The sequence below is a fragment of the Micromonospora sp. BS32 genome, assembly GCF_059089345.1.
The window spans coordinates 171,634-198,086 of the sequence record NZ_JBSSHR010000010.1 but is presented as its reverse complement, the minus strand read 5'-3'; the positions used below and the strand labels follow the sequence as shown (position 1 = coordinate 198,086).

Annotated in this window: 24 protein-coding genes; 11 read left to right on the top strand and 13 right to left on the bottom strand. The window is 73.9% G+C overall.

Features of this window, described 5'->3' with window-relative positions; translation table 11 throughout:
- Positions 1-30: 30 nt before the first annotated feature.
- A complete protein-coding gene (locus tag AC5RWQ_RS17425) occupies positions 31-1,863 on the bottom strand; it encodes a tetratricopeptide repeat protein (protein ID WP_494283752.1) in 1,833 nt (610 codons plus the stop codon).
- Positions 1,864-2,046: 183 nt separating this feature from the next.
- Here AC5RWQ_RS17425 and AC5RWQ_RS17420 point away from each other — a divergent pair, with 183 nt between their 5' ends.
- Positions 2,047-3,078 carry an SIS domain-containing protein gene (locus AC5RWQ_RS17420; protein ID WP_494283799.1) on the top strand — a complete coding sequence of 344 codons (1,032 nt, stop codon included), beginning with the start codon at positions 2,047-2,049 and terminating at the stop codon, positions 3,076-3,078.
- A gap of 24 nt (positions 3,079-3,102) precedes the next feature.
- Positions 3,103-4,632, top strand: a complete 1,530-nt coding sequence (locus tag AC5RWQ_RS17415) for a histidine kinase N-terminal domain-containing protein (RefSeq protein WP_494283751.1) — start codon at positions 3,103-3,105, stop codon at positions 4,630-4,632.
- A gap of 19 nt (positions 4,633-4,651) precedes the next feature.
- Here AC5RWQ_RS17415 and AC5RWQ_RS17410 read toward each other — a convergent pair whose 3' ends face one another.
- The gene (locus tag AC5RWQ_RS17410) at positions 4,652-6,127 is read right to left on the bottom strand and encodes a glycosyltransferase family 39 protein (RefSeq protein ID WP_494283798.1); all 1,476 of its coding nucleotides are present in this window, start codon (positions 6,125-6,127) and stop codon (positions 4,652-4,654) included.
- 537 nt (positions 6,128-6,664) lie between these two features.
- On the opposite strand from AC5RWQ_RS17410, the gene AC5RWQ_RS17405 reads away from it, so the two are divergent.
- From AC5RWQ_RS17405 to AC5RWQ_RS17390, 4 genes are all read left to right on the top strand, one after another.
- On the top strand, positions 6,665-8,377 hold the full coding sequence (locus AC5RWQ_RS17405) for a nitrite/sulfite reductase (RefSeq protein ID WP_494283750.1): 1,713 nt from the start codon (positions 6,665-6,667) through the stop codon (positions 8,375-8,377).
- Positions 8,374-8,532: a hypothetical protein gene (locus AC5RWQ_RS17400; protein ID WP_494283749.1), complete on the top strand. Its 159-nt coding sequence runs from the start codon at positions 8,374-8,376 to the stop codon at positions 8,530-8,532. The genes AC5RWQ_RS17405 and AC5RWQ_RS17400 overlap by 4 nt, the downstream gene beginning before the upstream one ends.
- Entirely contained in the window at positions 8,529-9,290 is a 762-nt protein-coding gene (locus AC5RWQ_RS17395) for a phosphoadenylyl-sulfate reductase (protein ID WP_494283748.1), read from the top strand. The genes AC5RWQ_RS17400 and AC5RWQ_RS17395 overlap by 4 nt, the downstream gene beginning before the upstream one ends.
- A 77-nt stretch (positions 9,291-9,367) precedes the next feature.
- Complete coding sequence (locus tag AC5RWQ_RS17390) at positions 9,368-10,087, top strand: sirohydrochlorin chelatase (protein WP_494283797.1); 720 nt, start codon at positions 9,368-9,370, stop codon at positions 10,085-10,087.
- Positions 10,088-10,208: 121 nt separating this feature from the next.
- Here AC5RWQ_RS17390 and AC5RWQ_RS17385 read toward each other — a convergent pair whose 3' ends face one another.
- Together AC5RWQ_RS17385 and AC5RWQ_RS17380 are read right to left on the bottom strand one after the other, a co-directional pair.
- Positions 10,209-10,466 (bottom strand): WhiB family transcriptional regulator, encoded by a 258-nt coding sequence (locus AC5RWQ_RS17385; RefSeq protein ID WP_334490087.1) that lies wholly within the window; start codon positions 10,464-10,466, stop codon positions 10,209-10,211.
- 446 nt (positions 10,467-10,912) lie between these two features.
- A complete protein-coding gene (locus AC5RWQ_RS17380) occupies positions 10,913-11,863 on the bottom strand; it encodes a diacylglycerol/lipid kinase family protein (RefSeq protein ID WP_494283747.1) in 951 nt (316 codons plus the stop codon).
- Between the two features lie 43 nt (positions 11,864-11,906).
- Between AC5RWQ_RS17380 and AC5RWQ_RS17375 the strand changes: the two genes are divergently transcribed.
- Positions 11,907-12,296 (top strand): hypothetical protein, encoded by a 390-nt coding sequence (locus AC5RWQ_RS17375; RefSeq protein ID WP_494283746.1) that lies wholly within the window; start codon positions 11,907-11,909, stop codon positions 12,294-12,296.
- A 20-nt stretch (positions 12,297-12,316) separates the two neighbouring features.
- Here the strand turns inward: AC5RWQ_RS17375 and AC5RWQ_RS17370 are convergent, their stop codons facing one another.
- From AC5RWQ_RS17370 to sodN, 3 genes are all read right to left on the bottom strand, one after another.
- Entirely contained in the window at positions 12,317-12,721 is a 405-nt protein-coding gene (locus AC5RWQ_RS17370) for an ATP-binding protein (RefSeq protein ID WP_334490079.1), read from the bottom strand.
- Positions 12,718-13,209 carry a GNAT family N-acetyltransferase gene (locus AC5RWQ_RS17365; RefSeq protein WP_494283796.1) on the bottom strand — a complete coding sequence of 164 codons (492 nt, stop codon included), beginning with the start codon at positions 13,207-13,209 and terminating at the stop codon, positions 12,718-12,720. The genes AC5RWQ_RS17370 and AC5RWQ_RS17365 overlap by 4 nt, the downstream gene beginning before the upstream one ends.
- Positions 13,210-13,274: 65 nt before the next feature.
- Positions 13,275-13,679, bottom strand: a complete 405-nt coding sequence (gene sodN, locus AC5RWQ_RS17360; RefSeq protein WP_334490076.1) for a superoxide dismutase, Ni — start codon at positions 13,677-13,679, stop codon at positions 13,275-13,277.
- Positions 13,680-13,763: 84 nt separating this feature from the next.
- Here sodN and AC5RWQ_RS17355 point away from each other — a divergent pair, with 84 nt between their 5' ends.
- From AC5RWQ_RS17355 to AC5RWQ_RS17345, 3 genes are all read left to right on the top strand, one after another.
- On the top strand, positions 13,764-14,111 hold the full coding sequence (locus AC5RWQ_RS17355) for a S24/S26 family peptidase (RefSeq protein WP_494283745.1): 348 nt from the start codon (positions 13,764-13,766) through the stop codon (positions 14,109-14,111).
- A gap of 165 nt (positions 14,112-14,276) precedes the next feature.
- The gene (locus tag AC5RWQ_RS17350) at positions 14,277-15,455 is read left to right on the top strand and encodes an NAD(P)-dependent malic enzyme (RefSeq protein WP_494283744.1); all 1,179 of its coding nucleotides are present in this window, start codon (positions 14,277-14,279) and stop codon (positions 15,453-15,455) included.
- A 131-nt stretch (positions 15,456-15,586) separates the two neighbouring features.
- Positions 15,587-16,549 (top strand): zinc-binding dehydrogenase, encoded by a 963-nt coding sequence (locus tag AC5RWQ_RS17345; RefSeq protein ID WP_494283743.1) that lies wholly within the window; start codon positions 15,587-15,589, stop codon positions 16,547-16,549.
- A gap of 25 nt (positions 16,550-16,574) precedes the next feature.
- On the opposite strand, the gene AC5RWQ_RS17340 is transcribed toward AC5RWQ_RS17345, so the two are convergent.
- Positions 16,575-17,540, bottom strand: a complete 966-nt coding sequence (locus AC5RWQ_RS17340) for an alpha/beta hydrolase family protein (RefSeq protein WP_494283742.1) — start codon at positions 17,538-17,540, stop codon at positions 16,575-16,577.
- 134 nt (positions 17,541-17,674) lie between these two features.
- Positions 17,675-18,562 carry an alpha/beta hydrolase family protein gene (locus AC5RWQ_RS17335; protein ID WP_494283741.1) on the bottom strand — a complete coding sequence of 296 codons (888 nt, stop codon included), beginning with the start codon at positions 18,560-18,562 and terminating at the stop codon, positions 17,675-17,677.
- 159 nt (positions 18,563-18,721) lie between these two features.
- Between AC5RWQ_RS17335 and AC5RWQ_RS17330 the strand changes: the two genes are divergently transcribed.
- Positions 18,722-18,895, top strand: coding sequence for a hypothetical protein (locus tag AC5RWQ_RS17330; RefSeq protein WP_494283740.1), 174 nt, complete (start codon positions 18,722-18,724; stop codon positions 18,893-18,895).
- Positions 18,896-18,953: 58 nt separating this feature from the next.
- Here the strand turns inward: AC5RWQ_RS17330 and AC5RWQ_RS17325 are convergent, their stop codons facing one another.
- The 4 genes from AC5RWQ_RS17325 to AC5RWQ_RS17310 all read right to left on the bottom strand — a co-directional run bounded on the left by AC5RWQ_RS17325 (position 18,954) and on the right by AC5RWQ_RS17310 (position 26,207).
- Positions 18,954-20,072, bottom strand: coding sequence for an acetate/propionate family kinase (locus AC5RWQ_RS17325; RefSeq protein WP_494283739.1), 1,119 nt, complete (start codon positions 20,070-20,072; stop codon positions 18,954-18,956).
- The gene (gene pta, locus AC5RWQ_RS17320; protein ID WP_494283738.1) at positions 20,069-22,138 is read right to left on the bottom strand and encodes a phosphate acetyltransferase; all 2,070 of its coding nucleotides are present in this window, start codon (positions 22,136-22,138) and stop codon (positions 20,069-20,071) included. The genes AC5RWQ_RS17325 and pta overlap by 4 nt, the downstream gene beginning before the upstream one ends.
- 93 nt (positions 22,139-22,231) lie before the next feature.
- On the bottom strand, positions 22,232-22,411 hold the full coding sequence (locus AC5RWQ_RS17315; RefSeq protein ID WP_334490048.1) for a DUF6104 family protein: 180 nt from the start codon (positions 22,409-22,411) through the stop codon (positions 22,232-22,234).
- A 70-nt stretch (positions 22,412-22,481) separates the two neighbouring features.
- Positions 22,482-26,207: a multifunctional oxoglutarate decarboxylase/oxoglutarate dehydrogenase thiamine pyrophosphate-binding subunit/dihydrolipoyllysine-residue succinyltransferase subunit gene (locus tag AC5RWQ_RS17310; protein ID WP_494283737.1), complete on the bottom strand. Its 3,726-nt coding sequence runs from the start codon at positions 26,205-26,207 to the stop codon at positions 22,482-22,484.
- Between the last annotated feature and the right edge of the window lie 246 nt (positions 26,208-26,453).

The following is a 26,453-nucleotide window of genomic DNA, read 5'->3' as shown; positions in this document are numbered from 1 at the left end:
CCGCGCCGCGTTTCGGGGGAGGGCTGCGGGTCAGGGGCGGCGCAGGAGCGCGGCCAGGCGGGCCCAGAGGCGGGCCAGCGCCCCGGGGCGGGGCGCTCCGGCCGGCCCGCCGCCGACGATCCCGTGGGCGAGCGCCGTGGCGGCCGGGTCCAGCGCCGGGGTGGCCAGCGCCAGGTGGGCCAGGGAGATGACGATGGGCACCGGCCGGACCCGGGCCACGGTCACCGCGTCGGCGAGGCGTTCGGCCACCACCTGTGCCACGTCGGCACGGACTTCCGGGTCGACCCAGGCGGCGCTGACCAGGGCGAACAGTGCCGCCTCGGTGATCCAGTCCTCCACGCCCCAGACCAGCTCCACCAGCACCCGGCGCCGGGTCGAGCCCGCCCACGGCTCGTCGGTGCGGTGGTGCAGCAGACCCAGGCAGGCCCAGACCTGTACGCAGCGCACCCAGAGCGACGGGTCCTGCCCGGCCAGCACCCGACCCAGTGCGGTCGGCGGCGCCTCGGGCGGGTGGACCAGGAGCCCGAGCAGGTCGGCGAGTTCCACGGTGGCCAGCCCGACCGCCGCGTCGTACGCGGCCGGCGGGTGCGGCCAGGCCGGGTGGGCGAGCTGGCGTACCCGCTCGACCGCCGCCGACGAGGGGGCCGGCAGGGTGGGCGCGGCGGTGGTGCCGTCGTACCGCCAGAGCTGGCAGGTGCTGGCCCGGCGCGGCTCGCGCGGGTCCGGGTCGGCGACCTCGGGCACCTCCACGTCGAGCCCGGGCACCGCCGCCGCCACGGTACGCATCGCGCTCGGCGGCTCCAGCGCGTCGAGGCGTACCGCCCGGCCGGGCGTGCCGTCGGCGGCGAGGGCGCGGCGCAGCACGTCCACCAGCACGCCGGCCGCCGGGGTGAGCTGCCCGAGCCAGGGCCGGCTCCGGCAGGACTCGGCCAGGTCGCCGTGCTCGTGACTGTCGTCGGGGTGGTCCCGGACGAAGTCGGCGAGGGCGACCAGGTGCGCCACGTCGCCGTCGCGGAGGAACCGCAGCCGGTGCGCGGTGTGCACCGCGCAGTCGAAGTCCGGGTCGCGGGCCAACGCCCGGTCGGTCCACTCGATGGCCTGGTCCAGCCGCCCGGTGTCGGCGAGGGTGCCGGCGATGTCGGCGTAGACCGCGAGGTCGTCGGGGTCGTGCCCGACGGCCCGTTCCAGGGCGGCCAGCGCGTCCCGGGTCCGGCCGGCGCTGCGGTAGGCGTACCCGAGCCAGACCTCGCCCAGTTTGGAGGGCTCCGCGCGTACCCCCCGGCTGGCCCAGGTGACGGCGAGGGTGACCTCGCCGAGGCGCCGGGCCAGCGCGGACGCCGCGCCCAGCAGCAGGCCGTGCCGCGGGTGCGCGGCGACCGCGTGCCGGGCCAGGGTGAGGTACGGCCGACCTGGCCCCCGCAGGGCCCGGGGCGCCGGGTCCGGCACCGCCGCGCAGACCTGCATCAGGATCCGGGCCGTGCGGTCGGGGTCGAGCCGCCGCGCGAGCTCGGGCGCGGTCACCCAGGGCACCCCGGCCCAGTCGACGCCGGGCGCGTGCCCGGTGGCCGCGACCAGCAGGTCCAACCCCTCGGCCGGGCGGCCGGCGGCGGCGAGCAGGTGGGCGCGGGCCACCACCGCCCCGACGAAGGCGCGTTGACCGAGCGGGAACAGGTCGAGGTCGCCGCCGGAGGCCGCCCCGATCCGGGTCAGCGTCTCGTGCACCTCTGGCAGAGTCGGTGCCTGGGCCAGGGCGGTGGCGAGGTGCCGGGCGGCATGCGCCAGGTCGCCCTCGTCGAGCGCCCGTCGGGCGAGGACGAGCTCCTCCTCCGGAGGCAGCGCGGCGTCTTCACGCTCCTCGGTCACGTCGGCCTCTCGCTCGTCGATTGCAGGGCTGGGCAAGCCTAGGGGATGCTGCGTCGATTCGGTGATCCACTGCGCATTGCTGCGCGTACGATTGCCCGGATGTGAGAAACAGTGCAAGACTGAGCACGAAACGCGCGGAAACCGCGCAGGAGGGGAGCTTCCGTGACGCGTCCTGGGGCCGGCATGGCCGCCGACATCGACGAGCAGCCGGCCGGATACGACCGGTTGCTCTCCGCCGAGCACGCCGGGGAGATCGCCCGGATCGCGGCGGCCGTCGCGCAACGGCGCCCCCGGCACGTGGTCTTCACCGCCCGGGGCACCTCCGACCACGCCGCGCTCTACGGGGCGTACCTCACCGAGATCCGGCTCGGCCTGCCCGCCGGGCTCGCCTCGCCCAGCACGGTCACCGTCTACGGCGCCCGCCCCGACCTCTCCGACGCGCTGGTCGTCGGGGTCAGCCAGAGCGGCGGTTCCCCCGACCTGACCGAGGTGCTGCGCGCCGCCCGCGCCTCCGGGGCGCTCACCCTGGCGGTCACCAACAACCCGGACTCCCCGCTGGCCGGGGTCGCCGAGCTGAGCCTCGACATCGCCGCCGGGCACGAGCGCGCGGTCGCCGCCACCAAGACGTACACCGCCGAGCTGCTCGCCCTGCTGATGCTGGTCGAGGGCGTCCGGGCCGGCGACGGCGTGCTGCCGGCCGAGGAGCGCGCGACCCTGGCGACCCTGCCCGAGCTGGCCGAACGAACCCTGGCCGATCCCACCCCGGCCCAGCTCGCCCCCCGCTACCGCTTCGCCGGCCAGCTGGTCACCACCGGCCGGGGGTACGCCTACCCGACCGCCCGGGAGGCGGCGCTGAAGCTGATGGAGACCTCGTACCTGCCCACGCTCGCCTTCTCCGGCGCCGACCTGCTGCACGGCCCGCTCGCGATGACCGACCCGGACGTGCCGGTGCTGGCCGTGGTCGGCTCCGGCCCCGGCGGCCGGTCGATGGGCGAGGTGCTGCCCCGGCTCGGCGAGCGCCGCGCCGACGTGGTGGTGGTCGGCTCCGCCGAGGTCGAGGGGGCCACCCGGATGGCCGTCCCCGAGGTCGACGAGCGCTACGCCCCGCTGCTGGACATCCTGCCGTTGCAGCGGTTGGCGCTGGCGTTGGCGTTGGCCCGGGGCGAGGACCCGGACGCACCGCGTGGTCTGAAGAAGGTCACCGCGACGATGTGACCTCCGGCGTGGCACGCTGTGGGCGTGTCCACGCTGCGCGACCTCGCCGAGGAGCACACCCAGCTCCGCCCGGCCGACATCGACCACCTGCACCGGATCGCCGGGGACTGGCAGCTGCTGTCCGACCTCTCCTTCGCCGACCTGCTGCTCTGGGTGCCGGTGGACGGCGACGGGACGTTCCTCTGCGTGGCCCAGGTCCGCCCGACGACCGCGCCCACCGCGTACCTGGACGACCAGGTGGGTCGGATCGTCGGCGGGCCGGAGGTGGCGCACCTGGAGGTGGCCCACCGGCAGGGCCGGATCTGGCGGGAGGGCGACCCGGTCTGGTACGGCGACGTGCCGGCCCGCCATGAGGCGATCCCGGTCCGGCTGCGCAGCGCCGGCGGGGAGCACGGCGAGGTGATCGCGGTGGTCGGCCGGGACACCAACCTCTCCACCGCCCGGACGCCCAGCCAGCTGGAGCTGAACTACCTCACCACCGCCGACGACCTGGCCCAGATGATCGCCGACGGCACCTTCCCGCCGCCCCGGCACCCGGGCGAGACCACCTCCGCGCCCCGGGTCGGCGACGGCCTGGTCCGGCTGGACGCCAACGGCAAGGTCACCTACGCCAGCCCGAACGCCCAGTCGGCGTACCGGCGGCTGGGATACGCCTCCCATCTGGTGGGGGAGGACCTGGCCAAGCTGCACCGTCGGCTGGCCGGCGATCCGCTCGAGGGCACCGACGCGGCGAACGGCATCCTCGCCGCGCTGCGCGGCGAGGCGCCGCCCCGGCGGGAGATCGACGCCCGGGGCGCCACCATGCTCACCCGGGCGCTGCCGCTGATGCCCGCCGGAGTGCCGATCGGCGCGCTGGTCCTGGTCCGCGACATCACCGAGGTACGCCGCCGTGACCGCGCCCTGATCACCAAGGACGCCACCATCCGGGAGATCCACCACCGGGTGAAGAACAACCTGCAGACGGTCGCCGCCCTGCTGCGCCTGCAGGCCCGCCGGGTCTCCATGCCCGAGGCCCGGGTCGCCCTGGAGGAGTCGGTCCGCCGGGTCGCCTCGATCGCCCTGGTGCACGAGACGCTCTCCATGTCCAGCGACGAGGCGGTCGAGTTCGACGGCATCGTCGACCGGGTGGCCAGCGCGGCCACCGAGGTCGCCGCGACCGAGGTGTCGGTGGGCATGCGGCGGACCGGCAGCTTCGGCGTGCTGCCCGCCGAGATCGCCACGTCGCTGGTGATGGTCCTCAACGAGCTGCTGCTCAACGCCGTCGAGCACGGCTTCCCGCCGGCGGGCGAGGACGGCGCCGGCCCCGCCCCGGAGGGCGGCGCCGCGCCGCAGGTGGTGGTCTCCGCCCACCGGTTCCGCAAGCAGCTGCACGTCTCGGTCACCGACAACGGCCGTGGCCTGCCGGCCGAGTTCGACGCCGACAAGGGCGGGCGACTGGGTCTGCAGATCGTCCGGGCCCTGGTCACCGGCGAGCTGCGCGGCTCGATCGAGCTGCGCCAGGGCGCCGCCCGGGGGACCGAGGCCGTCCTGGTGGTCCCGCTGGCCAAGGCCTGACCCGCGCGGGTGGCGCCGCTCAGCCGGGCCGGTTGAGCAGCGCCACGGTCACCCCCGGCCGGGGCCAGACCCGCTCGACGGTGAAGCCGTCCCGCAGGGTTCGCCCCTTGGCGCCGGGCACCGCGGCCAACGGGTCGGACCGCCGTCCGGCGACCACCAGCCAGACCCGCTGCACGCCGGCCAGGCACTCCGCCGGCCGCGCGCACTCGCTGGCCCAGAAGTCGCCGCGTTGCCGCTGGTCCCGGACCAGCAGCGCGTCCCGGGGCCGGTCTTCCTCCAGGTGGTACGCCATGCCGAGGTCGAAGAAGAGCCAGCCGCCGCGGGGGGAGTAGACGACGGCGTCGCCGGGCCGCTGACCGGCGGCGACGAGCTGCGCCGCGCCCCGGTAATCGATCAGGCCGGCGGGCGGGTGGGCCCGGCGCAGTGCTTCCTGGTCGGGCAGACCGAGCAGGCCGGCCAGGGTCAGCACGGCCAGCGCGGCGGGCGCCGGCACCGTGGCCAGCGCCGCGCCGGCGAGCAGGCAGGCGAAGGGCACGGTGAAGAGCAGGTAGCGGGGCACCCAGAGGGGTACGGCGAGCGCGGCGAGGTAGAGCAGCAGCACCGGCAGCAGCACGCACGCGCCGGGCAGCAGCGCGCGCCGGCCGACCCGGCCCGCGCCGAGCGCGGCGAGCCCGACGAGCAGGCCGCCGACCACGCTGCTCTCCGCCACCCCGCCGGGCAGCGCCGACAGGTCCGAGAGCCGGGCCGGCTCGATCCAGTCGAGCTGATGGGAGCGCTGGCCCCGGGCGGTCGACAGCAGCGGCAGCAGGAGCACGCCGGCGACCAGCAGGGCGAGCGGCCAGCGCAGCAGCCGCCCGTCCTGGGCCCCGGCCCGCGCCGGCCGGTCGGGATCGGGCTCGTCGCGGGCCGGGTGCTCGGCGGCTGAGTGCGGGGAGCTGTCGAGGCCGGCCGCGGCCCGGCCTCGCCACCAGGCGACCAGGACCACCACGGCGTGCGGGGCGAGCAGGCTCAGGGCGAGCAGGTGGGCCAGGCCGAGCCCGACGACGGCGGCGGCGTAACCGGCCCAGCGGGCCCAGGTGGGCCGGTCCAGCGCCCGTACCAGCAGCAGGGTGGCGAGCACGGCGAGCAGGCTGGCGATCGCGTACGGGCGGGCCTCCTGGGCGTACCGCGAGGTGCCCGGGAGCACCGCGAGGAGCAGACCGGCGAGGAGGCCGGCCCGCCCGCCGAGCAGCCGTCGGCCGAGTACGGCGGTCAGCCCGGCCGCCCCGGCCATGGCCAGCACCGACGGCAGCCGCAGCGCCGTGGGCGAGGCCCCGAACACCGCGATCCAGCCGTGCATCAGCAGGTAGTACGCCCCGGCGGTGGCGTCCACGGTGCCGTTGAGCCGGATCAGCTCGCGGACCGGCCGGGTGGCGGCGCTCCAGGTGGCCAGCTCGTCGCGCCAGGGCTGCGCGTGGCCGATCCCGGTCAGGCTGATCGCCAGGGTGAGCAGCATCGGCGTCAACCAGACCAGCCACCGTCGCTGGTGCCAGGCCGGAACGGCGTCGCCGGCCGGGCTCGGCTCCGAAGGTGCGGTCACATGTCGCAGCCTCACACAGCGCGGCGCCGCGCGTCGGGCCGGTGTGCCGATTCGCGGGCTGCGGCTACGCCCCGACCGTGACCCCATGCTCCCCACACCGGGTGACGAGTTGCGGGACGGCCCTGCGCAACGAACTCCGGTAGAGGTCGCTGCCCGCGCGCGGCCCGTGATGTGGGATGCGGCACGCGGTCATTGGCCGGTCACCCGGGGGTGTGGAAGCATGGGGCCCATGCTCACCGCTGTCGTCCGCCGCTTCGTGGCTCGTCGCCACGTCGATTACGGCCGCGTGCGCAGCGCGATCTGTCCGGCCCACTGACGACGCCCGACCATTCCGTCTCGGGCGCGCTCTCCGCGCCGGCCGTTCCGACATCGTCGTCCTCGGCCCGTCCCACGGGTCGGCCGCCGCGTCCGCGCTCCCACCGCAGCACAGCAGACAAAACGGAGGACGCCGCGATGGCGGTCAGCAGCACCCCGGCCCGTCCCGAGACCCCGCCGGCACCCGCCGCCCGGGCACCCCGCCGTCCGCGCGGCGAGGGGCAGTGGGCGCTCGGCCACCGCGAGCCGCTCAACGCCAACGAGCGGATCAAGAAGGACGACGACCCGCTGAACGTCCGGGCCCGGATCGAGAACATCTACGCCCACCGGGGCTTCGCCTCGATCGACCCGCAGGACCTGCGCGGCCGGTTCCGCTGGTGGGGGCTCTACACCCAGCGCAAGGCGGGCATCGACGGCGGGCGCACCGCCGTGCTCGAGCCGCACGAGCTGGAGGACGAGTTCTTCATGCTCCGGGTCCGGGTCGACGGTGGCCAGCTCAACCTGGCCCAGCTCCGGGTCATCGCGGACATCTCCCGGGAGTTCGCCCGGGACACCGCCGACATCACCGACCGGCAGAACATCCAGTACCACTGGATCCGGGTCGAGGACATGCCGGAGATCTGGCGCCGGCTGGAGTCCGTCGGCCTGCAGACCACCGAGGCGTGCGGCGACTGCCCGCGGATCGTGCTGGGCAGCCCGGTCGCCGGGGTGGCCCGCGACGAGGTGCTCGACCCGACCCCGGCGCTCGACGAGATCGTCCGTCGGTACGTCGGCGACAAGGCCTACTCGAACCTGCCGCGCAAGTTCAAGACCACGATCTCCTGGCTGGTCGACACCCCGTACGAGGCGAACGACATCTCCTTCCTCGGGGTCGACCACCCCGAGCACGGCCCCGGCTTCGACGTCTGGGTCGGCGGCGGCCTCTCCACCAACCCGATGCTGGCCAAGCGGCTCGGCGTCTGGGTGCCGCTGGCCGAGGTGCCGGACGTCTGGGCCGGCGTGGTCGGCATCTTCCGCGACTACGGCTACCGCCGGCTGCGCAACCGGGCCCGGCTGAAGTTCCTCGTCGCCGACTGGGGCATCGAGAAGTTCCGCGAGGTGCTGGAGAAGGAGTACCTGGGCCGCACCCTGCTCGACGGTCCCGCCCCGCAGCTGCCCGACAAGCCGGTGGACCACATCGGCGTGCACCCGCAGCGCGACGGGCGCAACTACGTCGGGGCCGCCCCGGTGGTCGGCCGGGTCTCCGGCGGGCAGCTGGCGAAGCTGGCCGACGTGGTCGAGGCGCACGGCAGCGACCGGGTGCGGCTCACCCCGTACCAGAAGCTGCTGGTGCTCGACGTGCCGCCGGAGCGGACCGAGGCCCTGGTCGACGAGCTGCGCGGGATCGGCCTGGAGGCCCGGCCGTCGGCCTGGCGGCGCGGCACCATGGCCTGCACCGGCATCGAGTTCTGCAAGCTGGCCATCGTCGAGACCAAGGCCCGCGGCGAGGAGCTGGTGGCCCGGCTGGAGGAGCGGCTGCGCGACTTCGACGCGGACATCTCCATCCACCTCAACGGCTGCCCGAACGCCTGCGCCCGCACCCAGGTCGCCGACATCGGGCTCAAGGGCCAGCTGGTGGTCGGCCCGGACGGCCGCCAGGTGGAGGGCTTCCAGGTGCACCTCGGCGGCGGGCTCGGCATGGCGCAGGGGCAGACCGCCGGGTTCGGCCGCAAGCTGCGCGGCCTGAAGACCACCGCCGATGAGCTTCCCGAGTACGTGGAACGGCTGGCCCGCCGCTACCTGGCCGGCCGGACCGACGGCGAGACGTTCGCCAACTGGGTGATCAGGGTCGACGAGGAGGAGTTGCGATGAGTGACGCCCGTTCCGCGCCGCTGTACTGCCCGTACTGCGGCGAGGAGGATCTGCGGCCGAGCGAGGCCGGGCACGGCGCCTGGGAGTGCCACGCCTGCGCCCGGGTCTTCACGGTCAAGTTCACCGGCCTGCTCTCCCGGGGGGTCATCCGATGAACCTCGTTTCCGCCGCAAACCTGGGCCTGGTCGGGCCCGGCGGCCCGAAGCCGGCCGACCCGGCCCGCCGCGACCCGGAGGAGCTGCGCGCCCTGGCCGAGCGGGCCGGCCGGGAGCTGGAGGGCGCCCCGGCGCTGGAGATCGCGCGCTGGGCCGCCGACACCTTCGGCGACCGGTTCTGCGTGACCAGCTCGATGGCGGACGCCGTCCTGGCCCACCTGGTCTCCCGGGTGGCTCCCGGGGTGGACGTGGTCTTCCTCGACACCGGGCTGCACTTCCCCGAGACGCTGCGGGTCCGCGACGAGGTGGCCCGCCGGCTGCCGGTGAACGTCCGGTCGATCCGGCCCCGGCAGACCGTGGGCCAGCAGGACGGCGAGTACGGCCCCCGGCTGTTCAACCGCTCCCCGGACGACTGCTGCCAGCTGCGCAAGGTGGAGCCGTTGGAGCGGGCGCTGTCCGGGTACGACGCCTGGGCCGCGGGCCTGCGCCGGGACGAGTCGCCCACCCGGGCCAACACGCCGGTGGTGACCTTCGACCCCCGGCGCGGCAAGGTGAAGGTCAACCCGATCGCCGCCTGGAGCCAGGCGGACGTGGACTCCTACATCTCCCGGTACGACATCCCGGTCAACGAGCTGTTCAGCCGGGGCTACGGCTCGATCGGCTGCTGGCCCTGCACCCGCCGCACCAAGGCGGGGGAGGACCCCCGCGCCGGCCGGTGGGCCATGTTCGAGAAGACCGAGTGCGGGCTGCACCTCTGAGCGACGCGGAGGCCGGCGTGGGGTCGTCCGCGCCGGCCGCCGGCCCGTCCGCGCCCTGCCCGCCCGGGACCTCGCCGGTGGTGCTGGTCGCGCACGGCAGTCGGGATCCCCGGGCCGCCGAGGCGACCCGGGCGTTGGCCCGGGCGGTCGAGACGGCCCGGCCGGGCACGCCGGTCCTGCCGAGCTGGCTGGACCACACCGAGCCGGGGCCGACGGCGGTGCTGCGGGCGCTGGCCGATGCCGGGCACACCTCGGCGGTGCTGGTGCCGCTGCTGCTCACCGCCGCGTACCACCGCCGGGTGGACATCCCGGCGGCGGTGGCGGCTGCCCGGGAGTCCGCGCCGGAGCTGACGGTACGGGTCACCGACGTGCTCGGACCGGCCGACGGGACGGTCGACGCGGGGTTGCTGGCCGGGCTGGAGCGGCGGCTGGTCGAGGCGGAGCCGGGCGGCGTGGACGCGCTGGTGCTGGCCGCCGCGGGCACCCGGGACGCCCGGGCCCGCGGCTCGGTGGGGCGGGTCGCCGCGGCGCTGGGCGGCCGGCTCGGGGTGCCCTGCCGGGTGTCGTACGCCTCGGCGGCGCCACCGGCGGCCGGAATCGCGGTGGCCCGGCTGCGCGCGGCGGGCGCCCGGCGGGTGGCGGTGGTCGGCTATTTCCTGGCGCCCGGTCTCTTCCACGACGCGGTGGTGGTGGGGGCGCGGGAGGCCGGGGCGGTGGCGGTCAGCGGGCCGTTGACCGATGCGTCGGAGCTGGCCGAGCTGGTGCTGCGCCGGGTGGACGCGGACGGCCCGCGGTGACCGGCGTCTCATCATGATCGAAAAGGGTGCGGTCGGGGTAACCGACCCCGGTGTGTCGTATCCGGACAGCAGAACGCCCCGGCGGGTCGGAACCCACCGGGGCGGACGGCTGTGTGATCGGTCAGGCGGAGTGAGCGCGCAGCACCCGGAGACCGCCGCGGCGCTTGACCGCGCGGCGCTCCTCCTCGCTCATCCCGCCCCAGACGCCGGCGTCCTGCCCAGACTCGAGCGCCCACTGCAGGCAGGCGTCGGTCACGGGGCAGCGCCGGCAGACGGCCTTCGCCTGCTCTACCTGCAGGAGGGCCGGGCCGGACGTCCCGATCGGGAAGAACAGCTCCGGGTCCTCGTCGCGGCAGACGGCATCGTGGCGCCAGTCCATGGCGGCAACACTCCTCATTCTGGATGGGCGGCAGATAACGCTGTTGCTTTTTCTTTATATGCATCCGCGGTGCCGGTCGTGACAGTTCGCATCCGACTATTCGGCAGCGCGTGAGCAGGCTCGTTCAGCCCCTGGGGCCTGCTGGAACAGCTCAACCTACTGAGCATATCCAGGCAATGTCCCGGTAACTCAAGTTCGCTTGTGAATACTTTCACGAACGTACGTGATGTCAAGGGCGACGCTCGGAAAAACTCCGCTCGGTGAGCAAGCTCACGACCCTTTTGTCCGGGTTTCAGGCTTCCCTGGTTACCCGCCGTACCACAGTCGAGGATCAATATAGTACAGTCCGCGTGACATTGCTGACATTCCGGCACCTATCCCCTCGGTGTGGCGGCCACCGCGTCGGGCGGTGTCCTGACCGCTCAACCAAGGGCGTTACCCGAGACCTAGCAGATTACTCTCAGTGCCTCGGGTACGGAGGTGAATCTGACCTTCTGTCGCTCCCCGAGATAGTCGCCGTCCAGCTGGAAGGCCTGCGGACGGCCCGCGACCAGGGTGAACTCGGCCACGTCGTGCAGCCGCAGCACCTGCCTGCCGCGCGGATCGGGTTGTCGGGACAGGGATTGGGTCACCGTCCGTGTAGTGCTGGCGACGCGGAGCTGACGCAGCGCCATCACATCGAGCCCGAGGTCGAACGACGCCTCCGGGTTCGGGTTGATCTCCCGCTCACCCAGGTACGTCCACGGTGCCGTGTTCTGGATGATGACCGTCGCCAGCTCGGCCTCGGCCGTCTCACCGGGCCGCTCCAGCGTGATCGTCGGGTGCCGGCGGTCCGAGGCGAGGAAGTACTGGCTCAGCGTCGAGCGGAAGTAGAGCGCCGGGGTGGAGACCCGTCCCCGCTTGCGCGCCTGCTCCACCCGGTGGATCACCGCGGCGTCCACGCCGAAGCCGGCGCAGAAGGTGAAGTAGCGGTCGTCCGCCCGGCCCAGCCCGATCCTCCGGGAGCGGCCCAGCCGCAGCCCCTCCAGGATCATGCTGGTCCCCTCCGGCCACTCCCTGGGTAGCCCCAGGGCGCGGGCGAAGACGTTGGTCGAGCCCCCGGGCACGGTGGCCAGCGCGGGCAGCCGCTCGGCCGACGTGCCGCCGGTGCGGAAGGTCGGCGGCTGTGCCGCCATCAGGCCGTTGACCACCTCGTTGACCGTGCCGTCGCCACCGAGCGTGACGACCACGTCAACGCCCTCCTCGGCCGCCTCGCGGGCCAGGTCGGTGGCGTGACCCCGCCGCCGGGTGTACCGCACCGACAGGTCTACTTCGCTGCGCAGCGCCCGGACCAGGACGTCCCGACTGCGCTCACTCGTGGTGGTGGCCTTCGGATTGACCACCAGGACGGCCCGCATGGGCGGCACTGTACCGCGATCGGGCGCGGGTATCGTGACGCGCGTGACGATCGACTCCGAGCCGGTTCCCGACACCCTGCGGTGGGCCGTACGCCTGCTGCGCGGCGAGGCGGTCGCCCTGGCGCTGCTCGCCGCCTGGCTGGTCTGGGCGGACCTCACCGCCGCCAAGACGGACCTGGTGTCAGCGCTCTTCGTGACCGGGTTCGCCGTCGCCGGCGCGGCCGCGCTCTGGGCCCTGGGCGGTGCGCTGGCCCGTCGTCGCAGCGGTGCGCGGGCACCGGCCATCGTGCTCCAGCTGATGCTGCTGCCGGTCGGCTGGTACATGGTCCAGGGCGGGATGGGCTGGCTCGGCGTCCCGCTGATGCTGCTCGGCGTGGGCGTCTGCGCGCTGCTGGTCAGCCCGCCCACCACCCGGGCGCTCGGTGTCGGGTGAGCGCCGGCCGCCGCTGGGGCTCAGTAGCCGGAGCGGCGGGTCAGCAGCGAGATGGTGGCCCGGCCCTCGTCGGCCCGGGCGGTGGCCCCCGTGGTCAGCGCGGTGAGCACCTTCCAGGCGAACGAGGACTCCGACGGCAGGGTGGCGCCCCGCACGGTCGGCACGGTCACCTCGACGGTCAGCGCGTCCTCGGTGACCGCGAAGCGGCAGGACAGCTCGGCGTCGCGGGTGGCGATCGCGAGGAGCATCGCGCAGGCCTCGTCCACCGCGATCCGCAGATCCTCGATCTCGTCGAGGGCGAACTGGAGGCGGGCCGCGAGACCCGCCGTGGCGGTGCGGAGCACGCCGAGGTAGCCGCCGTCGGCGGGCACCGTGAGGTGCACCACGTCGTCGTCGGTGGTCGGCTGGCCGGTCAGTTGAGTCACGCCTCATCCCCCCGGTCGGGGACTCTACCCGCCCCGGCGTCCGCGCGGGCGGTCACGGTCGCCGCCTGGGCGGCGAGATCGGCCAGCGCCGCCCCGGTGAGCCGGTAGGGGACCCACTCGTCCATCGGCGCGGCGCCGATCGACGCGTAGAAGCGGGCGGCCGGATTCCAGTCGATCATCCACCAGTCCAGCCGCTGGTAGCCGCGCTCCACGCAGATCGCGGCGAGCGTGGCGAGCAGCAGTCGACCCGCCCCGGTGCCCCGGTGCTCCGGACGGACGTAGAGGTCCTCCAGGTAGATGCCGTGCACGCCGGCCCAGGTGGAGAAGTTGAGGAACCACAGCGCGAACCCGACCGGCCGGTCGTCGCCGTCCACCGCGACGTGGCCGAAGAGGGCCGGTGCCGGGCCGAACAGGGCGGCGGTCAACTGCGCGTCGGTGAGGTGGCACTGCTCCGGGGCGCGCTCGTACGCGGCGAGCTCGTGCACCATCGCGACGACGGCCGGCACGTCCTCGGGACGCGCCGGCCGGATCGTCGGTGCCGAAGAGGCGAGGCTCACGCCTTCTTGGTCTCCCAGAAGATCTTCGAGATCTCGTCGATCTTCTGCAGCAGCTCGTCGGCCTTGGCCGGGTCGGTCGCACCCTTGGCACCGGCCGCGCCGGCCGCCTTGGTGGCCTCGTTGAAGAGCTGGTGCAGGTGCGGGTACTTCTCGAAGTGGGCCGGCTTGAAGTAGTCGGTCCAGAGCACCCAGAGGTGGTGCTTGACCAGGTCGGCCCGCTGCTCCTTGATCAGGATCGCCCGGGTGCGGAACTCCGGGTCGGTGTTCGACTGGTACTTCTCGCAGATCATTTTGACCGACTCGGCCTCGATCCGGGCCTGCGCCGGGTCGTACACGCCGCACGGCAGGTCGCAATGGGCGCTAGCGGTCAAACGGGGCGTGAGGATGCGGGGAAGTCGCATCAGTGTCCTCCACGGGATGTTTGCGATGATCCAAGCCGACATTACTCCTGGGGACGTCCCCGGCAGGGGCAGAGGGGAAACCTGGTGACGGTCGAGGGGACTGGACCGCCGGCCCGGCTGCGCCGGCCGCTGGCTGCGGTGGGAGTGATCGGCCCGTCCATGTCGCCCACGCTGCGCCACGGCGACGCGCTGCTGGTCCGCCCGGGCGGCCGGGCGGTCCGCCCCGGCGACGTCGTGGTCGCGGTCTTCCGCACCCGCCCGGGGCTGCTCGTGGTCAAGCGCGTGGTCCGACCACAGGACGGCGGCTGGTGGGTACGCGGCGACAACGAGCTGATCACCGACGATTCGCGGGCGTACGGGGTGGCCGACGTACTGGGCCGGGTGGTGGCCCGCTACTGGCCCCGCCCGGGGCGCGTGCACCCCCTGTCGTGACCCCGCTCCGCCCCTGTTATGACCCTGCTCACATCCGGGCGCCGGCGTCCCCACTATGCTCGAAAAGTGCCCGGGTGACCCCCTGCACCGCGCGCCGCCGGATCCGCCTCACCACCACGCGCCCGCGCCGGCCGCTCCGTCTGCTCGACAGATCCTGGAGTCACCATGTCTGCGTCCACCGTGGATCCCGCTGATCCCGTCTTCCGGCTGCACGTCGGCGGCAAGATGGCCGTCGCCTCGACGGTCCCGCTGACCAGCCGGGAGGACCTCTCCCTCGCGTACACCCCGGGTGTGGCCCGGGTCTGCGAGGCGATCGCCGCCGACCCCGCCCTCGCCGACGACTACACGTGGGTGTCGCACGCCGTGGCGGTCGTCACCGACGGTTCCGCCGTACTCGGGCTGGGCAACATCGGCCCCCGCGCGGCGCTGCCGGTGATGGAGGGCAAGGCGGTGCTGTTCAAGCAGTTCGCCGGCGTGGACGCGGTGCCGATCTGCCTCGACACCCAGGACGTCGACGAGATCGTGGCGACGGTGAAGGCGCTCGCCCCGTCGTTCGGCGGCATCAACCTGGAGGACATCAGCGCCCCGCGCTGTTTCGAGGTGGAGCGCCGGCTCGACGAGGCCCTGCCCATCCCGGTCTTCCACGACGACCAGCACGGCACCGCGATCGTGGTGCTGGCCGCCCTGCGCAACGCGGCGACCCTGCTCAACCGGAAGCTCGGCGACCTGCGGGTGACGGTCAGCGGCGCCGGCGCGGCCGGGGTGGCGGTCACCCACATGCTGGTCGCCGGGGGTGTGAACCCGGACCAGGTGGTGGTCTGCGACTCGAAGGGGATCATCGGCCGGCACCGGGCCGACCTGACCGAGACCAAGGCGCACCTGGCCGAGACGACCAACGCCGAGGCGCGCGAGGGCGACATCACCGAGGCCCTGCGCGATGCGGACGTGCTGATCGGCGTCTCCGGCGGCCAGATCCCGGAGGCGGCGGTGGCCGGGATGGCCCCGGGCGGCATCGTCTTCGCGCTGGCCAACCCGAACCCGGAGGTGCACCCGGAGGTGGCCGCCCGGCACGTCGCCGTGGTCGCCACCGGGCGCAGCGACTACCCCAACCAGATCAACAACGTGCTCGCCTTCCCCGGCGTGTTCCGCGGCGCGCTGGACGCCCGGGCCACCCGGATCACGGACGGGATGAAGGTGGCCGCCGCGGACGCGATCGCCGGGGTGGTCGCCGGATCGCTCACCGCCGAGGCGATCGTGCCGTCCCCGCTCGACCCCCGGGTCGCCCCCGCGGTGGCCGAGGCGGTCGCCGAGGCGGCCCGCCGCGACGGCGTCGCCCGCGCCTGACCGACCCGCCCGGCAAGGTTCGCGCACTTTCACGGAAAGAGTGGCCTCCCGACATCGGGAGGCCACTCTTTCCGGGTACTTGGAGAGAGGCGGGCGGCTTGAGGTTCTGTCGGGCGGCGGGGCTTGTTACGGTGCCGACCATGCGTGCCGCCTATGCCTCCCGCTTCGACGCCGACAACCCGCTCGCCGCGCTCACCGTCGGTGACCGTCCCGAGCCGACCCACCCGGACGACGACTGGGTGACCGTGCAGGTGCGGGCCAGCTCGCTCAACCACCACGACCTGTGGTCGCTGCGCGGCGTCGGGCTCGGCCCCGACCAGCTGCCGATGATCCTCGGCTGTGACGCCGTCGGCACCGATCCGGACGGCAACGAGGTGGTCATCTACCCGGTGATCCCCACCCCCGGCGACCCGCGCGGGGTCTCCATCCTCTCCGAGCACTACCAGGGGACCTTCGCCGAGCGGGTGGCCGTACCCCGGGTGAACCTGCTGCCGCTGCCGGCGGGCCTGTCGGTGACCGACGCGGCCTGCCTGCCCACCGCCTGGCTCACCGCGTGGCGGATGCTCACCACCAAGGGCCGGGTCGCCGACGGCGAGTCGGTGCTGGTGCAGGGCGCGGGCGGCGGGGTCGCCACCGCGGCCGTGGCGCTCGGCGTGGCGCTGGGCAAGCGGGTCTACGCGACCAGCCGCGACGCCGGCAAGCGGGAGCGGATCACCGCGCTCGGGGCGACCGCGGTGGAGCCCGGGGCGCGGCTGCCCGAGCGGGTCGACGTGGTGATCGAGACGGTCGGCGCGGCCACCTTCGACCACTCGCTGAAGTCGGCCGCCCCGATGGCCCGGATCGTGGTCTCCGGCGCGACCGCCGGCTACGACCCCAAGGTCAACCTGCGCCGGGTCTTCGCCATGCAGCTGGAGATCCTCGGCACCTCGATGGGCACCCCGGACGAGCTGACCGAGCTGCTGGCGTTCTGCGCCGAGCACGAGGTCCGCCCGGTGGTGGACAGCGTGGTGCCGTTCGGCAAGGTGGCGGACGCCTTCGCCCGGCTGCACTCCGGTGACGTCTTCGGCAAGGTCGTCCTCGACCACACCGCCTGACCGGCACGCCGCCCTCGACGGCCGCTCACAGGTGGTCGTCGAGGGTGGCCAGGTCGCCGCGCGCCGCGTCGGCGGGCATCCGAGCCTTCGCCTTCGCGTCGCCGTAGAGGGTCCAGCGGAGGAACTCCAGCGTGGTGTCGGAGACCACCCGCAGCGCGGCGCCGTCGGCGAGCAGCGCCCGCCCGTGGTCGCCCTTCGGCAGGCTGAGCATCGCCTTCGGCCAGGGCACCGCGTCGTAGACGGCCTTTCCGGCGGCGTAGTCGACCACCTCGTCCGCCTCGCCGTGCACGAAGAGCTGCGGTGCCGCCGTACCGGCGAAGGCGGTGCCCACCCCGAGCGCGGTGCCGGCGAAGACCACCCCGGCGTCGAGCCGCTTGTCCCGGCTCGCGGTGAAGAGCCCGATGGTGGTCACCCCGCCCGCCGAGTGCCCGGCCGCGGCCACCCGGTCGGTGGCCAGCCGGCCGCGCAGCGGGTCGCCCGCCGTGCCGTTCAGCGCGAGCACCTTGTCTAGGGCGTACGAGACGTCGGCCGGCTGGTTGAGCACGTCGAGGACGTTGCCGTCGCCGCCCCGGCCGGTGTGCGGGAAGGTCGGTGCGGCGACCACGAAACCGGCCGCCGCCCACCGGGTCAGCAGCAGCCGGTAGTCCTCCGGCCGGCCGCCCAGCCCGTGACTGAACATCACCACCGGGAACCGGCCGGCCGCCGCCGTCGCCCCGCGCTCAGCCGCGCCGCCCGCCTCACCCCGGGCCGGGTACCAGAGGGTCACCGGCAGCCGGCGGTCGCCGCCCCGGTTCAGCGTCAACTGGCGTACGCCGACCGCGAAGGACTCGGCCGGCGCGCTGCCGGCCGGTACCCGCGGCGCCGGGGTGGTGGCCCTCGGCAGCTCCGGCGGCGCGGCGGGCCGGGCCGTGGGAGCGGGGGCGGAACAGCCGACGAGACCCGCGCTGAGCAGGGCGGCGGCGAGCAGCATCGGGGTGGGGCGACGGGACATGAATCCGATTGTGCCCCGCCCGACGGGGTGACCAGCCACTTCCCGACCCACGATGACCCGGGCGGGACCGACGGTGGGCTCCGCCGGGCAGGCTGTCGCGGAGCCGGGACAGGCCGGCGGCGTCGTTCGGCCGGTCAGCGGGCCAGCCGGTCGTCGAGGGTGGTGCGGCCGGCGTGGGTGGCGTCGGCGCGGAGGCGGTGGGCCGCCGCCGGGTCGTCGTAGAGGGTCCAGCGGAGGAAGTCGGTGGTGGTGGCGAGGACCTCGTCGTAGCCGGGCCGGCCCGGGGTGAGGTACTCGCCGTGCCCCTGCCCCAGCACGCTCAGGAACCCCGCCGGGCCGGTGCTGCGGTCGAAGGCGGCCCGCCCGACGGAGAGCGGCACCACCGGGTCGGCGGTGCCGTGCACGAAGAGCAGGGGAGCGGCCGGACCGGCGAAGGCGCCGGCCAGACCGCCGCCGGCGATGACGATGCCGGACCGCAGCCGGGCGGAGTGGCCCGAGGTGAACATCCCGGCGGTGGTGAAGCCGCCCGCCGAGTGACCGGCCGCAGCGAACCGGGCCACGTCCAGGTGCCCGGCGAGCGGGTCGCCCGGCCGCGCGTCCAGTCCGACCAGGTACCGGATCAGCCGCCAGCCGTCGGCCGGCTGGTGCCGCACGTCGGCGCGGGTGAACCGGGCCGCCCGCAGGTTGGTGTGCGGGTAGGCCGGCGCGGCCACCACGAAACCGGCGGCGGCCCACCGGGCGGTCAGCCCGGCGTGCAGCTCGGGAAGGCTGTGCAGGCCGTGGCTGTAGACCACCACCGGGAAGCGACCGGGCGCCACCCGGCCCCCCTCGGTGGGATACCAGAGCGTCACCGGCAGCGGCCGGGGACCGGCCGGGTCGACGGTGAACGTGCGTACCGCGACGGGGTGGAGCCGGTCCGGGGCGTGCCGGGCCGGCGGCGGCCCCGGGGCCGCGGCGACGGCCGGGCCGCAACCGGTCAGCAGCGTCGTCATCAGCACGCCGACCAGCCGCCTCGCCCCCATCCCGTCACGGTAGGCCGCCGTGGGGGTACCCCGGGCCCGCCGTCCGGACCGTCCGCCGACCGCCACCCGGCCCGGACCGCCTCCACCGCTCGGATCGGACCGGTCACCCTCGGTCCGGCGGGACGCCGCGCCGCGGGTGGTTTCGCTAGGGTCTCCGGCATGTCTGACGAGTACATGGACCCGAGCGGCAACACCGAGCAGTTCCGTGCCTTCGCGCACTCCCCGGAGGCCGTCGCGCCGGCCGCCACGAACTCCCGACTGCCGCTGATCGCCGGCGCCGCCGTGGTGGCGGTCCTGCTGGTCGTCGCCGTGGCCTGGCTGGCGCTGGGCTGATCCGGCCCGCCGCTGCCCGCCGGTCCGGCAGCGGCGGGCCGCGGGGCCGCCCGGCGGCTCAGCTCCGGGCGGCCACGACCGCGTGGGTCTCCCGGGCGATCTCCCGCTCCTCGTCGGTACCGATCACGCAGACGCTCACCTCGGCGAGGTCCGGCGAGATCACCCGGTCGCCGCTGGCCGAGTTGCGCACCGGGTCCACGGCGATGCCGAGCCGCTCCAGCCCGGCCAGCGCGGCGGCCCGCACCGGGGCGGCGTGCTCGCCGACCCCGGCGGTGAAGGTCACCGCGTCGACCCCGCCGAGCAGCGCGTAGTACGCGCCGACGTAGCCGGTGAGCCGGCGGCAGTAGACGTCGAAGGCGAGCGCGGCCGCCCGGTCCCCGGCCTCCCGCCGCTGGAGCACCTCGCGCATGTCGTTGACCCCGGTCAGGCCGAGCAGGCCACTGCGGTGGTTGAGCAGGTTGTCGATCTCGTCGACCGACAGGCCGGCCTCGCGGCGCAGGTGGAAGATGACCGTCGGGTCTAGGTCGCCGCTGCGGGTGCCCATCACCAGGCCCTCCAGCGGGGACATCCCCATCGAGGTGGCGACGCTGCGGCCCCCGTCGACCGCGCAGGCGCTCGCCCCGTTGCCCAGGTGCAGGGTGATCGTGCGCAGCTCCTCGTACGGGCGCGCCAGCAGCTCCGCGGTGCGCTTCGAGACGTACGCGTGCGAGGTGCCGTGGAAGCCGTACCGGCGGATGCCGTACCGCTCGGCGGTGTCCCGGTCGATGGCGTAGGTGGCGGCGGCCTCCGGCAGGGTGTGGTGGAACGCGGTGTCGAAGACCGCCACCTGCGGCACCTCCGGCAGCGCCTCCCGGGTCACCTCGATGCCGGCCAGGTTGGCCGGGTTGTGCAGCGGGGCGAGCGGCACCAGCTCCTGGATCGCGGCGAAGACCGCGTCGTCCACCAGCACCGGCGAGCTGAACCGCCGACCGCCGTGCACCACCCGGTGCCCGACCGCCGCCAGCCCGTCCAGGTCGAGCCGGTCGAGGATCTCCCGGACCGCCGTCTCGTGGTCGGCCGGGCCGCCGCCCGGCTCACCGACCCGCTCCACGGTGCCCTTCTCCCGGACCGCCTCGCCGTCGTAGAGCCGGTACTTCACCGACGACGACCCGCAGTTGAGGACCAGGATCCGGCTCATGACGACTCCTCGGCGGCGGCCTGGATGGCGGTGATCGCCACGGTGTTGACGATGTCGGCGACGGTCGCGCCCCGGGACAGGTCGTTGACCGGTCGGCGCAGGCCCTGCATGACCGGGCCGACCGCCACCGCGCCGGCCGACCGCTGCACCGCCTTGTACGTGTTGTTGCCGGTGTTCAGGTCCGGGAAGATGAAGACCGTCGCCCGCCCCGCCACCACGCTCTCCGGCAGCTTCGTGGCCGCCACCTGCGGGTCGATCGCCGCGTCGTACTGGATCGGGCCCTCGACCAGCAGCTCGGGCCGGCGGGCCCGGACCAGCTTGGTGGCCGCCGCGACCTTCTCCACGTCCGCGCCCGCCCCGGAGTCGCCGGTCGAGTACGACAGCATCGCCACCCGGGGCTCGATACCGAACCGGGCCGCGGTGTCGGCCGAGGAGATGGCGATGTCGGCGAGCTGGGCGGCGTCCGGGTCCGGGTTGACCGCGCAGTCGCCGTAGACCAGCACCCGGTCGGCGAGCAGCATGAAGAAGACACTGGAGGCCACCGAGACCCCCGGCACCGTGCGGATGATCTCGAACGCCGGGCGGATGGTGGCCGCGGTGGTGTGGGTGGCCCCGGAGACCATGCCGTCGGCGTGCCCGGTGGCCACCATCATCGTGCCGAAGTAGTTGGGCTGCGCCACCACGTCGTGCGCCAGCTCGTAGGTGACGCCGCGGTGGGCCCGCACCTCCGCGTACTGGGCGGCGAACTCGTCCCGCAGGGCGCTGGTCGCCGGGTCGACCACGTCCGCGCCGGCCACGTCGATGCCCAGCTCGCGGGTCCGCCGGGCGACGTCGTCCGGGCGGCCGAGCAGGGTCAGGTCGGCCACGCCCCGGCGGAGCAGGATCTCCGCCGCCCGCAGGATCCGTTCCTCGGTCCCCTCGGGCAGCACCAGCCGGCGCCGGTTGGCCCGGGCGCGGTCGATCAGGTCGTACTCGAACATCAGCGGGGTGACCCGCTCGGAGCGGCTGACCCGCAGCCGGCGGGCCAGGTCGACGGTGTCGACGTTGTTCTCGAACGCCCCGAGCGCCGCCTCGACCTTGCGCGGGTTCGCCGGGCCGGGGCGGCCCTCGATCCGGCTGGACGCCGCCACCGTGTCGTAGCTGTCGCTGGGCACCGAGAGCACCGCCAGGCCGGTGTTCAGCCCCTCCACCAGGCGCATCGCCCGGGGGTCGGGCTGCTCGCCGAGGGTGAGCACCAGGCCGGCCACCGACACCTGGCCGGCGACGTGCGCGGCGCTCGCGGCGACCAGCAGGTCCGCCCGGTCGCCGGGGGTGATCACCAGCGCGCCCTCGGTCAGGTGGTCCAGCAGGGTGGGCACGTGCGCCGCGCCGACCACGAAGTCGAGCACGTCCCGGCCGAGCGCCGCGTCGTCGCCGGAGAGCAGGGTGGCGCCGAGCGCCGCCGCCACCTCGGCCACCGTCGGCGCCGACACGGTCGGCACCTCCGGGATCGCGTACGCGGGGACGGGCAGCTCGGGCAGCGCCATCGCCCCGGGCACCCGGTTGGCGATCACCGCCAGCACCGTCGCGCCGAGGTCCTCCAGATCGTGGTACGCCCCGCGCGCGGCCGCCGCGATCGCCTCGGGCTCCTGCCCGAAGCCGTCGATCACCGGTACCACCACGCTGCCGAACTCGGTCGCCAGCCGGGCGTTGAAGGCCAGCTCGCGGGGCCCGGCGCCGTCACCGCCGTCGGCGAAGTCGCTGCCCACCACGACCACCGCCGGGCAGCGCCGCTCGACGTCGCGGTAGCGCTCGACGATCCGGGAGATCAGCTCCTCCCGCCGCCCGTCGGCGACCAGCGCGCTCGCCTCGGCGTATGTGGCGCCGGTCAGCTCCTCCTGCGGCAGGTCGACCCGGTAGCGGTCGTGCAGCAGGGCGAGGATCGGGTCGGGGCCGCCGCCGGCGACCAGCGGGCGGAACGCGCCGATCCGCTCGACCTGCCGGGAGAGGAGTTCCGCGAGCCCGAGCGCGATGGTCGACTTACCCCCGCCGGAACCCACGCTGGTCAGATAGACGCTGCGGGCCACGACCCCACCCTAGAAGATCGCGCCGCGCCCCGCCCGGGACCTTGGTCCCGCCCACCCCGGTCCTTGATCACACCGCGGTCCGGGGCGGGGCGACTACTCGTCGTCCGGGTCGTCCAACCGGGCCAGGTGGGTGGCGAAGCGTTCGATCGGGGTCTCGAACTCGGGGTTCAGGTCGACGAAGTCGCGCAGCCGCTCGGCGAGCCACTCGATGCTCACCTGCTCGTCGCCCCGCCGCTCGACCAGTTCCTCAATCCCACGGTCGGTGAAGTACACCGTGCCTCCTCTGGCTGGATTCGACGAACCCGGCCCGCCCCCGGGAGGGGACGGGCCGGGTTCGGGTGGGTCACGGGCGGGGGAGAGCCGCCTCGATCAGCGCGGTCTGCTCGACCTCGTGCATCTTGGCCGAGCCGACCGCCGGGGCGGCGGCGGCCGGACGGGAGATGCGGCGCAGCCGGACGTCGGTCAGGTGCTCCAGCAGGTTGAGCGCGACGAAGCTCCAGCCGCCCTGGTTGGCCGGCTCCTCCTGCACCCAGGCGAAGTCCTCGGCGTTCGGGTACTGCGCCAGGGCGGCCCGGATCTCCTCCACCGGCATCGGGTAGAGCTGCTCGATCCGGATGATCGCGGTGTCGGTGACGCCCCGCTCGGCCCGGGCCCGGAACAGGTCGTAGTAGACCTTGCCCGAGCAGAGCAGCACCCGCTTCACCTGCTCCGGCGCCGGGGCGGCCGTGTCGGCGAGCACCGGCTGGAAGGTGCCGGTGGTGAAGTCCTCGACCTGGGAGACGCAGAGCTTGTGCCGCAGCAGCGACTTCGGCGTGAACACCACCAGCGGCTTGCGCTTCGGCGACAGCGCCTGGCGGCGCAGCAGGTGGAAGTAGTTCGCCGGAGTGGTCGGGATGGACACCCGCATGTTGTCCTCGGCGCAGAGCTGGAGGAACCGCTCCGGGCGGCCGGAGGTGTGGTCCGGGCCCTGGCCCTCGTGGCCGTGCGGCAGCAGCAGGGTGACCGCGGAGCGCTGGCCCCACTTCACCTCGCCGGACGAGATGAACTCGTCGATCACCGACTGGGCGCCGTTGACGAAGTCGCCGAACTGGGCCTCCCAGCAGACCAGCGCGTTGACGTTCTCCACCGAGTAGCCGTACTCGAAGCCCATCGCGGCGTACTCGGAGAGCAGCGAGTCGTGCACGAAGAAGCGGGACCGCTCGCCGTCGGCGGTGAGGGTCTTCAGCGGCAGGTAGTCCTCGCCGGTCTTGGCGTCGACCACCGAGGCGTGCCGCTGGACGAAGGTGCCGCGGCGGGAGTCCTGACCGGCGAGCCGGACGGTGATCCCGTCGTGCAGCAGCGAGCCGAGCGCGATGATCTCGCCGTAGCCCCAGTCGATGTTGCCCTCGACGGACATCTTGGCCCGCCGGTCGAGCAGCTGCTGGATCCGCTTGTGCGGGGTGAAGCCCTCGGGGAGGTTGACGTGCGCCTCGCCGATCGCCTTGACCACCGCGGCGTCGGTCGCGGTCTCGACCTGGGGCTCCGGCTCGTCCTCGCGGCGCGGCCGGCTCAGCTGGCGGGGCGTGGTCGCGGCGTCGCGGGTGGCCTTGAAGACCCGCTCCAGCTGCGCCTGGTAGTCGCGCAGCAGCTCCTCCGCGTCCTCCACGGTGATGTCGCCCCGCCCGATCAGCTCCTCGGTGTAGAGCTTGCGGACCGACCGCTTCGAGTCGATGATCTTGTACATCTGCGGGTTGGACATCGACGGGTCGTCGCCCTCGTTGTGCCCGCGCCGGCGGTAGCAGACCATGTCGATCACGACGTCCTTGTTGAACGCCTGCCGGTACTCGAAGGCCAGCCGGGCGACCCGGACCACGGCCTCGGGGTCGTCGCCGTTGACGTGGAAGATCGGCGCCTGGATCATCCGGGCGACGTCGGTGCTGTAGAGGCTGGAGCGCGAGTACTCCGGGGCGGTGGTGAAGCCGACCTGGTTGTTGACCACCACGTGCACGGTGCCGCCGGTGCGGTAGCCGCGCAGCTGGGAGAGGTTGAGCGTCTCGGCCACCACGCCCTGGCCGGCGAAGGCGGCGTCACCGTGCACCGCCAGCGGCAGCACGGTGTAGCCCTCCAGCTTGAGGTCGATCCGGTCCTGCTTGGCCCGGACGATGCCCTCCAGCACCGGGTCCACGGCCTCCAGGTGCGACGGGTTCGCCACCAGCGAGACCTTGACCGCGTGGTCGCCGTCCGGGGTGGTGAACTTGCCGTTCTGGCCGAGGTGGTACTTCACGTCGCCGGAACCCTGCGTCGAACGCGGGTCCAGGTGCCCCTCGAACTCCGAGAAGATCTTCTCGTACGGCTTGCCGACGATGTTCGCCAGCACGTTGAGCCGGCCGCGGTGGGCCATGCCGATGACGACCTCGTCCAGCCCGCCCTCGGCGGACGATTCGAGGATCTCGCCCAGCAGCGGGATCAGCGACTCGCCGCCCTCCAGCGAGAAGCGCTTCTGCCCGACGTACTTGGTCTGCAGGAAGGTCTCGAAGGCCTCGGCGGCGTTGAGCCGGTTGAGCACGTGCTTCTGCTCGTCGGCCGGCGGCTTCTCGTACTTGCGCTCGATCCGCTCCTGGATCCAGCGGCGCTCCTCCGGGTCCTGGATGTGCATGTACTCGATGCCGACGCGGCGGCAGTACGAGTCGCGCAGCACGCCGAGGATCTCGCGCAGCTTCATCCGCTGCTTGCCGGCGAAGCCGTTGACCGGGAAGACCCGGTCGAGGTCCCACAGGGTCAGCCCGTGCTGGAGGACGTCCAGGTCGGGGTGCTTGCGGATCTTGAACTCGAGCGGGTCGGTGTCGGCCATCAGGTGGCCGCGCACCCGGTACGCGTGGATCAGCTCGTGCACCCGCGCGGTCTTGTTGATCTGGCCCTCGGAGTCGACAGCGACGTCCCGGACCCAGCGCACCGGCTCGTACGGGATGCGCAGCGAGGTGAAGATCTGGTCGTAGAAACCGCGCTCGCCGAGCAGCAGTTCGTGCATCACCTTGAGGAACTCGCCGGACTGCGCGCCCTGGATGATCCGGTGGTCGTACGTGCTGGTCAGCGTGATGATCTTGCTGACCGCCAGCTCGGCGAGGGTGGCCTCGCTCATGCCCTGGTACGGGGCCGGGTACTCCATCGCGCCGACGCCGATGATGGCGCTCTGGCCCTGCATCAGGCGCGGGATCGAGTGCACCGTGCCGATGCCGCCCGGGTTGGTCAGCGAGATGGTGGTGCCGGAGTAGTCCTCCATGGTCAGCTCGTTGCGGCGGGCGCGCCGGACCACGTCCTCGTACGCCTGCCAGAACTGCCGGAAGTCCATCTGCTCGCAGGCCTTGATGGACGGGACCACCAGGTTGCGGGAGCCGTCCGGCTTGGCCAGGTCGATCGCGATGCCCAGGTTCACGTGCTCGGGGCGGACCACCGCCGGCTTGCCGTCGACCTCGGTGAAGGAGTTGTTCATCTCCGAGTGCTCGACCAGCGCCCGGACCAGCGCGTAGCCGATCAGGTGGGTGAAGCTGACCTTGCCACCGCGGCCGCGGGCGAGGTGGTTGTTGATCACGATGCGGTTGTCCACCAGCAGCTTGGCCGGGACCGCGCGCACGCTGGTCGCGGTCGGCACGGCCAGCGAGGCGTCCATGTTCTGAACGATCTTGGCGGCCACGCCGCGCAGCGGGGTGGTGCCGGCGCCGGTGGGCGCGGCCTTCGCGGCCGGCTTGGACGGGGCGGCCTTCGCGGCGGGCGCCGCCGGGGCGGCCTTCGCCGGGGCCGGCTTGGCCGGGGCCGGTCGGGCGGCGGGCTTCGTCGTCGGCTGGGCCACCGTCGCGGCGGCCTCCTGCTGGCCGGCCGGCTCGGGCGCGGCCGGCTTGGCGGGCGCCTTCTCCTCGGCCGGACGGGCCGGAGCGGCACCCGGGGCCGGTCGGTAGTCGGCGAAGAAGTCGTGCCATGCCGAGTCGACGCTCGACGGGTCGGCGAGGTAGCGCTGGTACATCTCCTCGACGATCCACTCGTTCGGGCCGAAACCCGCCAGTGGGTTCTCCTGCGAAGTCTGCTGGGTCGACACGGCCGGTAATCGCCTCTTTCACGCGGGTTCGTATGTCACGCGGTGTCCGCCGGCACCCGATCAAGGGCACGCGAGCGACGGGTCCCAGGCTACGCCGTGGGAGTGCGCCAGGCATTTCCGCCTCTGACGGGTGGTCCGTTTCACAGAAGATGCCAGAAGTTCAGTAAACGCCGCGTGTCCCGTCCGCGCCTGTTATGGCCCGACGGCCCGGCACGGCGGCGGGTCGCCGTCGTACCGGGCCGTCGG

Coding starts and splice junctions, on each gene's coding strand:
- AC5RWQ_RS17420 (WP_494283799.1), top strand. CDS start 2,047: ATGGCCGCCGACATCGACGAGCAGCCGGCCGGATACGACCGGTTGCTC.
- AC5RWQ_RS17410 (WP_494283798.1), bottom strand. CDS start 6,127: ATGCTGCTCACCCTGGCGATCAGCCTGACCGGGATCGGCCACGCGCAG.
- AC5RWQ_RS17405 (WP_494283750.1), top strand. CDS start 6,665: ATGGCGGTCAGCAGCACCCCGGCCCGTCCCGAGACCCCGCCGGCACCC.
- AC5RWQ_RS17400 (WP_494283749.1), top strand. CDS start 8,374: ATGAGTGACGCCCGTTCCGCGCCGCTGTACTGCCCGTACTGCGGCGAG.
- AC5RWQ_RS17395 (WP_494283748.1), top strand. CDS start 8,529: ATGAACCTCGTTTCCGCCGCAAACCTGGGCCTGGTCGGGCCCGGCGGC.
- AC5RWQ_RS17385 (WP_334490087.1), bottom strand. CDS start 10,466: ATGGACTGGCGCCACGATGCCGTCTGCCGCGACGAGGACCCGGAGCTG.
- AC5RWQ_RS17380 (WP_494283747.1), bottom strand. CDS start 11,863: ATGCGGGCCGTCCTGGTGGTCAATCCGAAGGCCACCACCACGAGTGAG.
- AC5RWQ_RS17365 (WP_494283796.1), bottom strand. CDS start 13,209: ATGGTGCACGAGCTCGCCGCGTACGAGCGCGCCCCGGAGCAGTGCCAC.
- sodN (WP_334490076.1), bottom strand. CDS start 13,679: ATGCGACTTCCCCGCATCCTCACGCCCCGTTTGACCGCTAGCGCCCAT.
- AC5RWQ_RS17350 (WP_494283744.1), top strand. CDS start 14,277: ATGTCTGCGTCCACCGTGGATCCCGCTGATCCCGTCTTCCGGCTGCAC.
- AC5RWQ_RS17340 (WP_494283742.1), bottom strand. CDS start 17,540: ATGTCCCGTCGCCCCACCCCGATGCTGCTCGCCGCCGCCCTGCTCAGC.
- AC5RWQ_RS17335 (WP_494283741.1), bottom strand. CDS start 18,562: ATGGGGGCGAGGCGGCTGGTCGGCGTGCTGATGACGACGCTGCTGACC.
- AC5RWQ_RS17330 (WP_494283740.1), top strand. CDS start 18,722: ATGTCTGACGAGTACATGGACCCGAGCGGCAACACCGAGCAGTTCCGT.
- AC5RWQ_RS17325 (WP_494283739.1), bottom strand. CDS start 20,072: ATGAGCCGGATCCTGGTCCTCAACTGCGGGTCGTCGTCGGTGAAGTAC.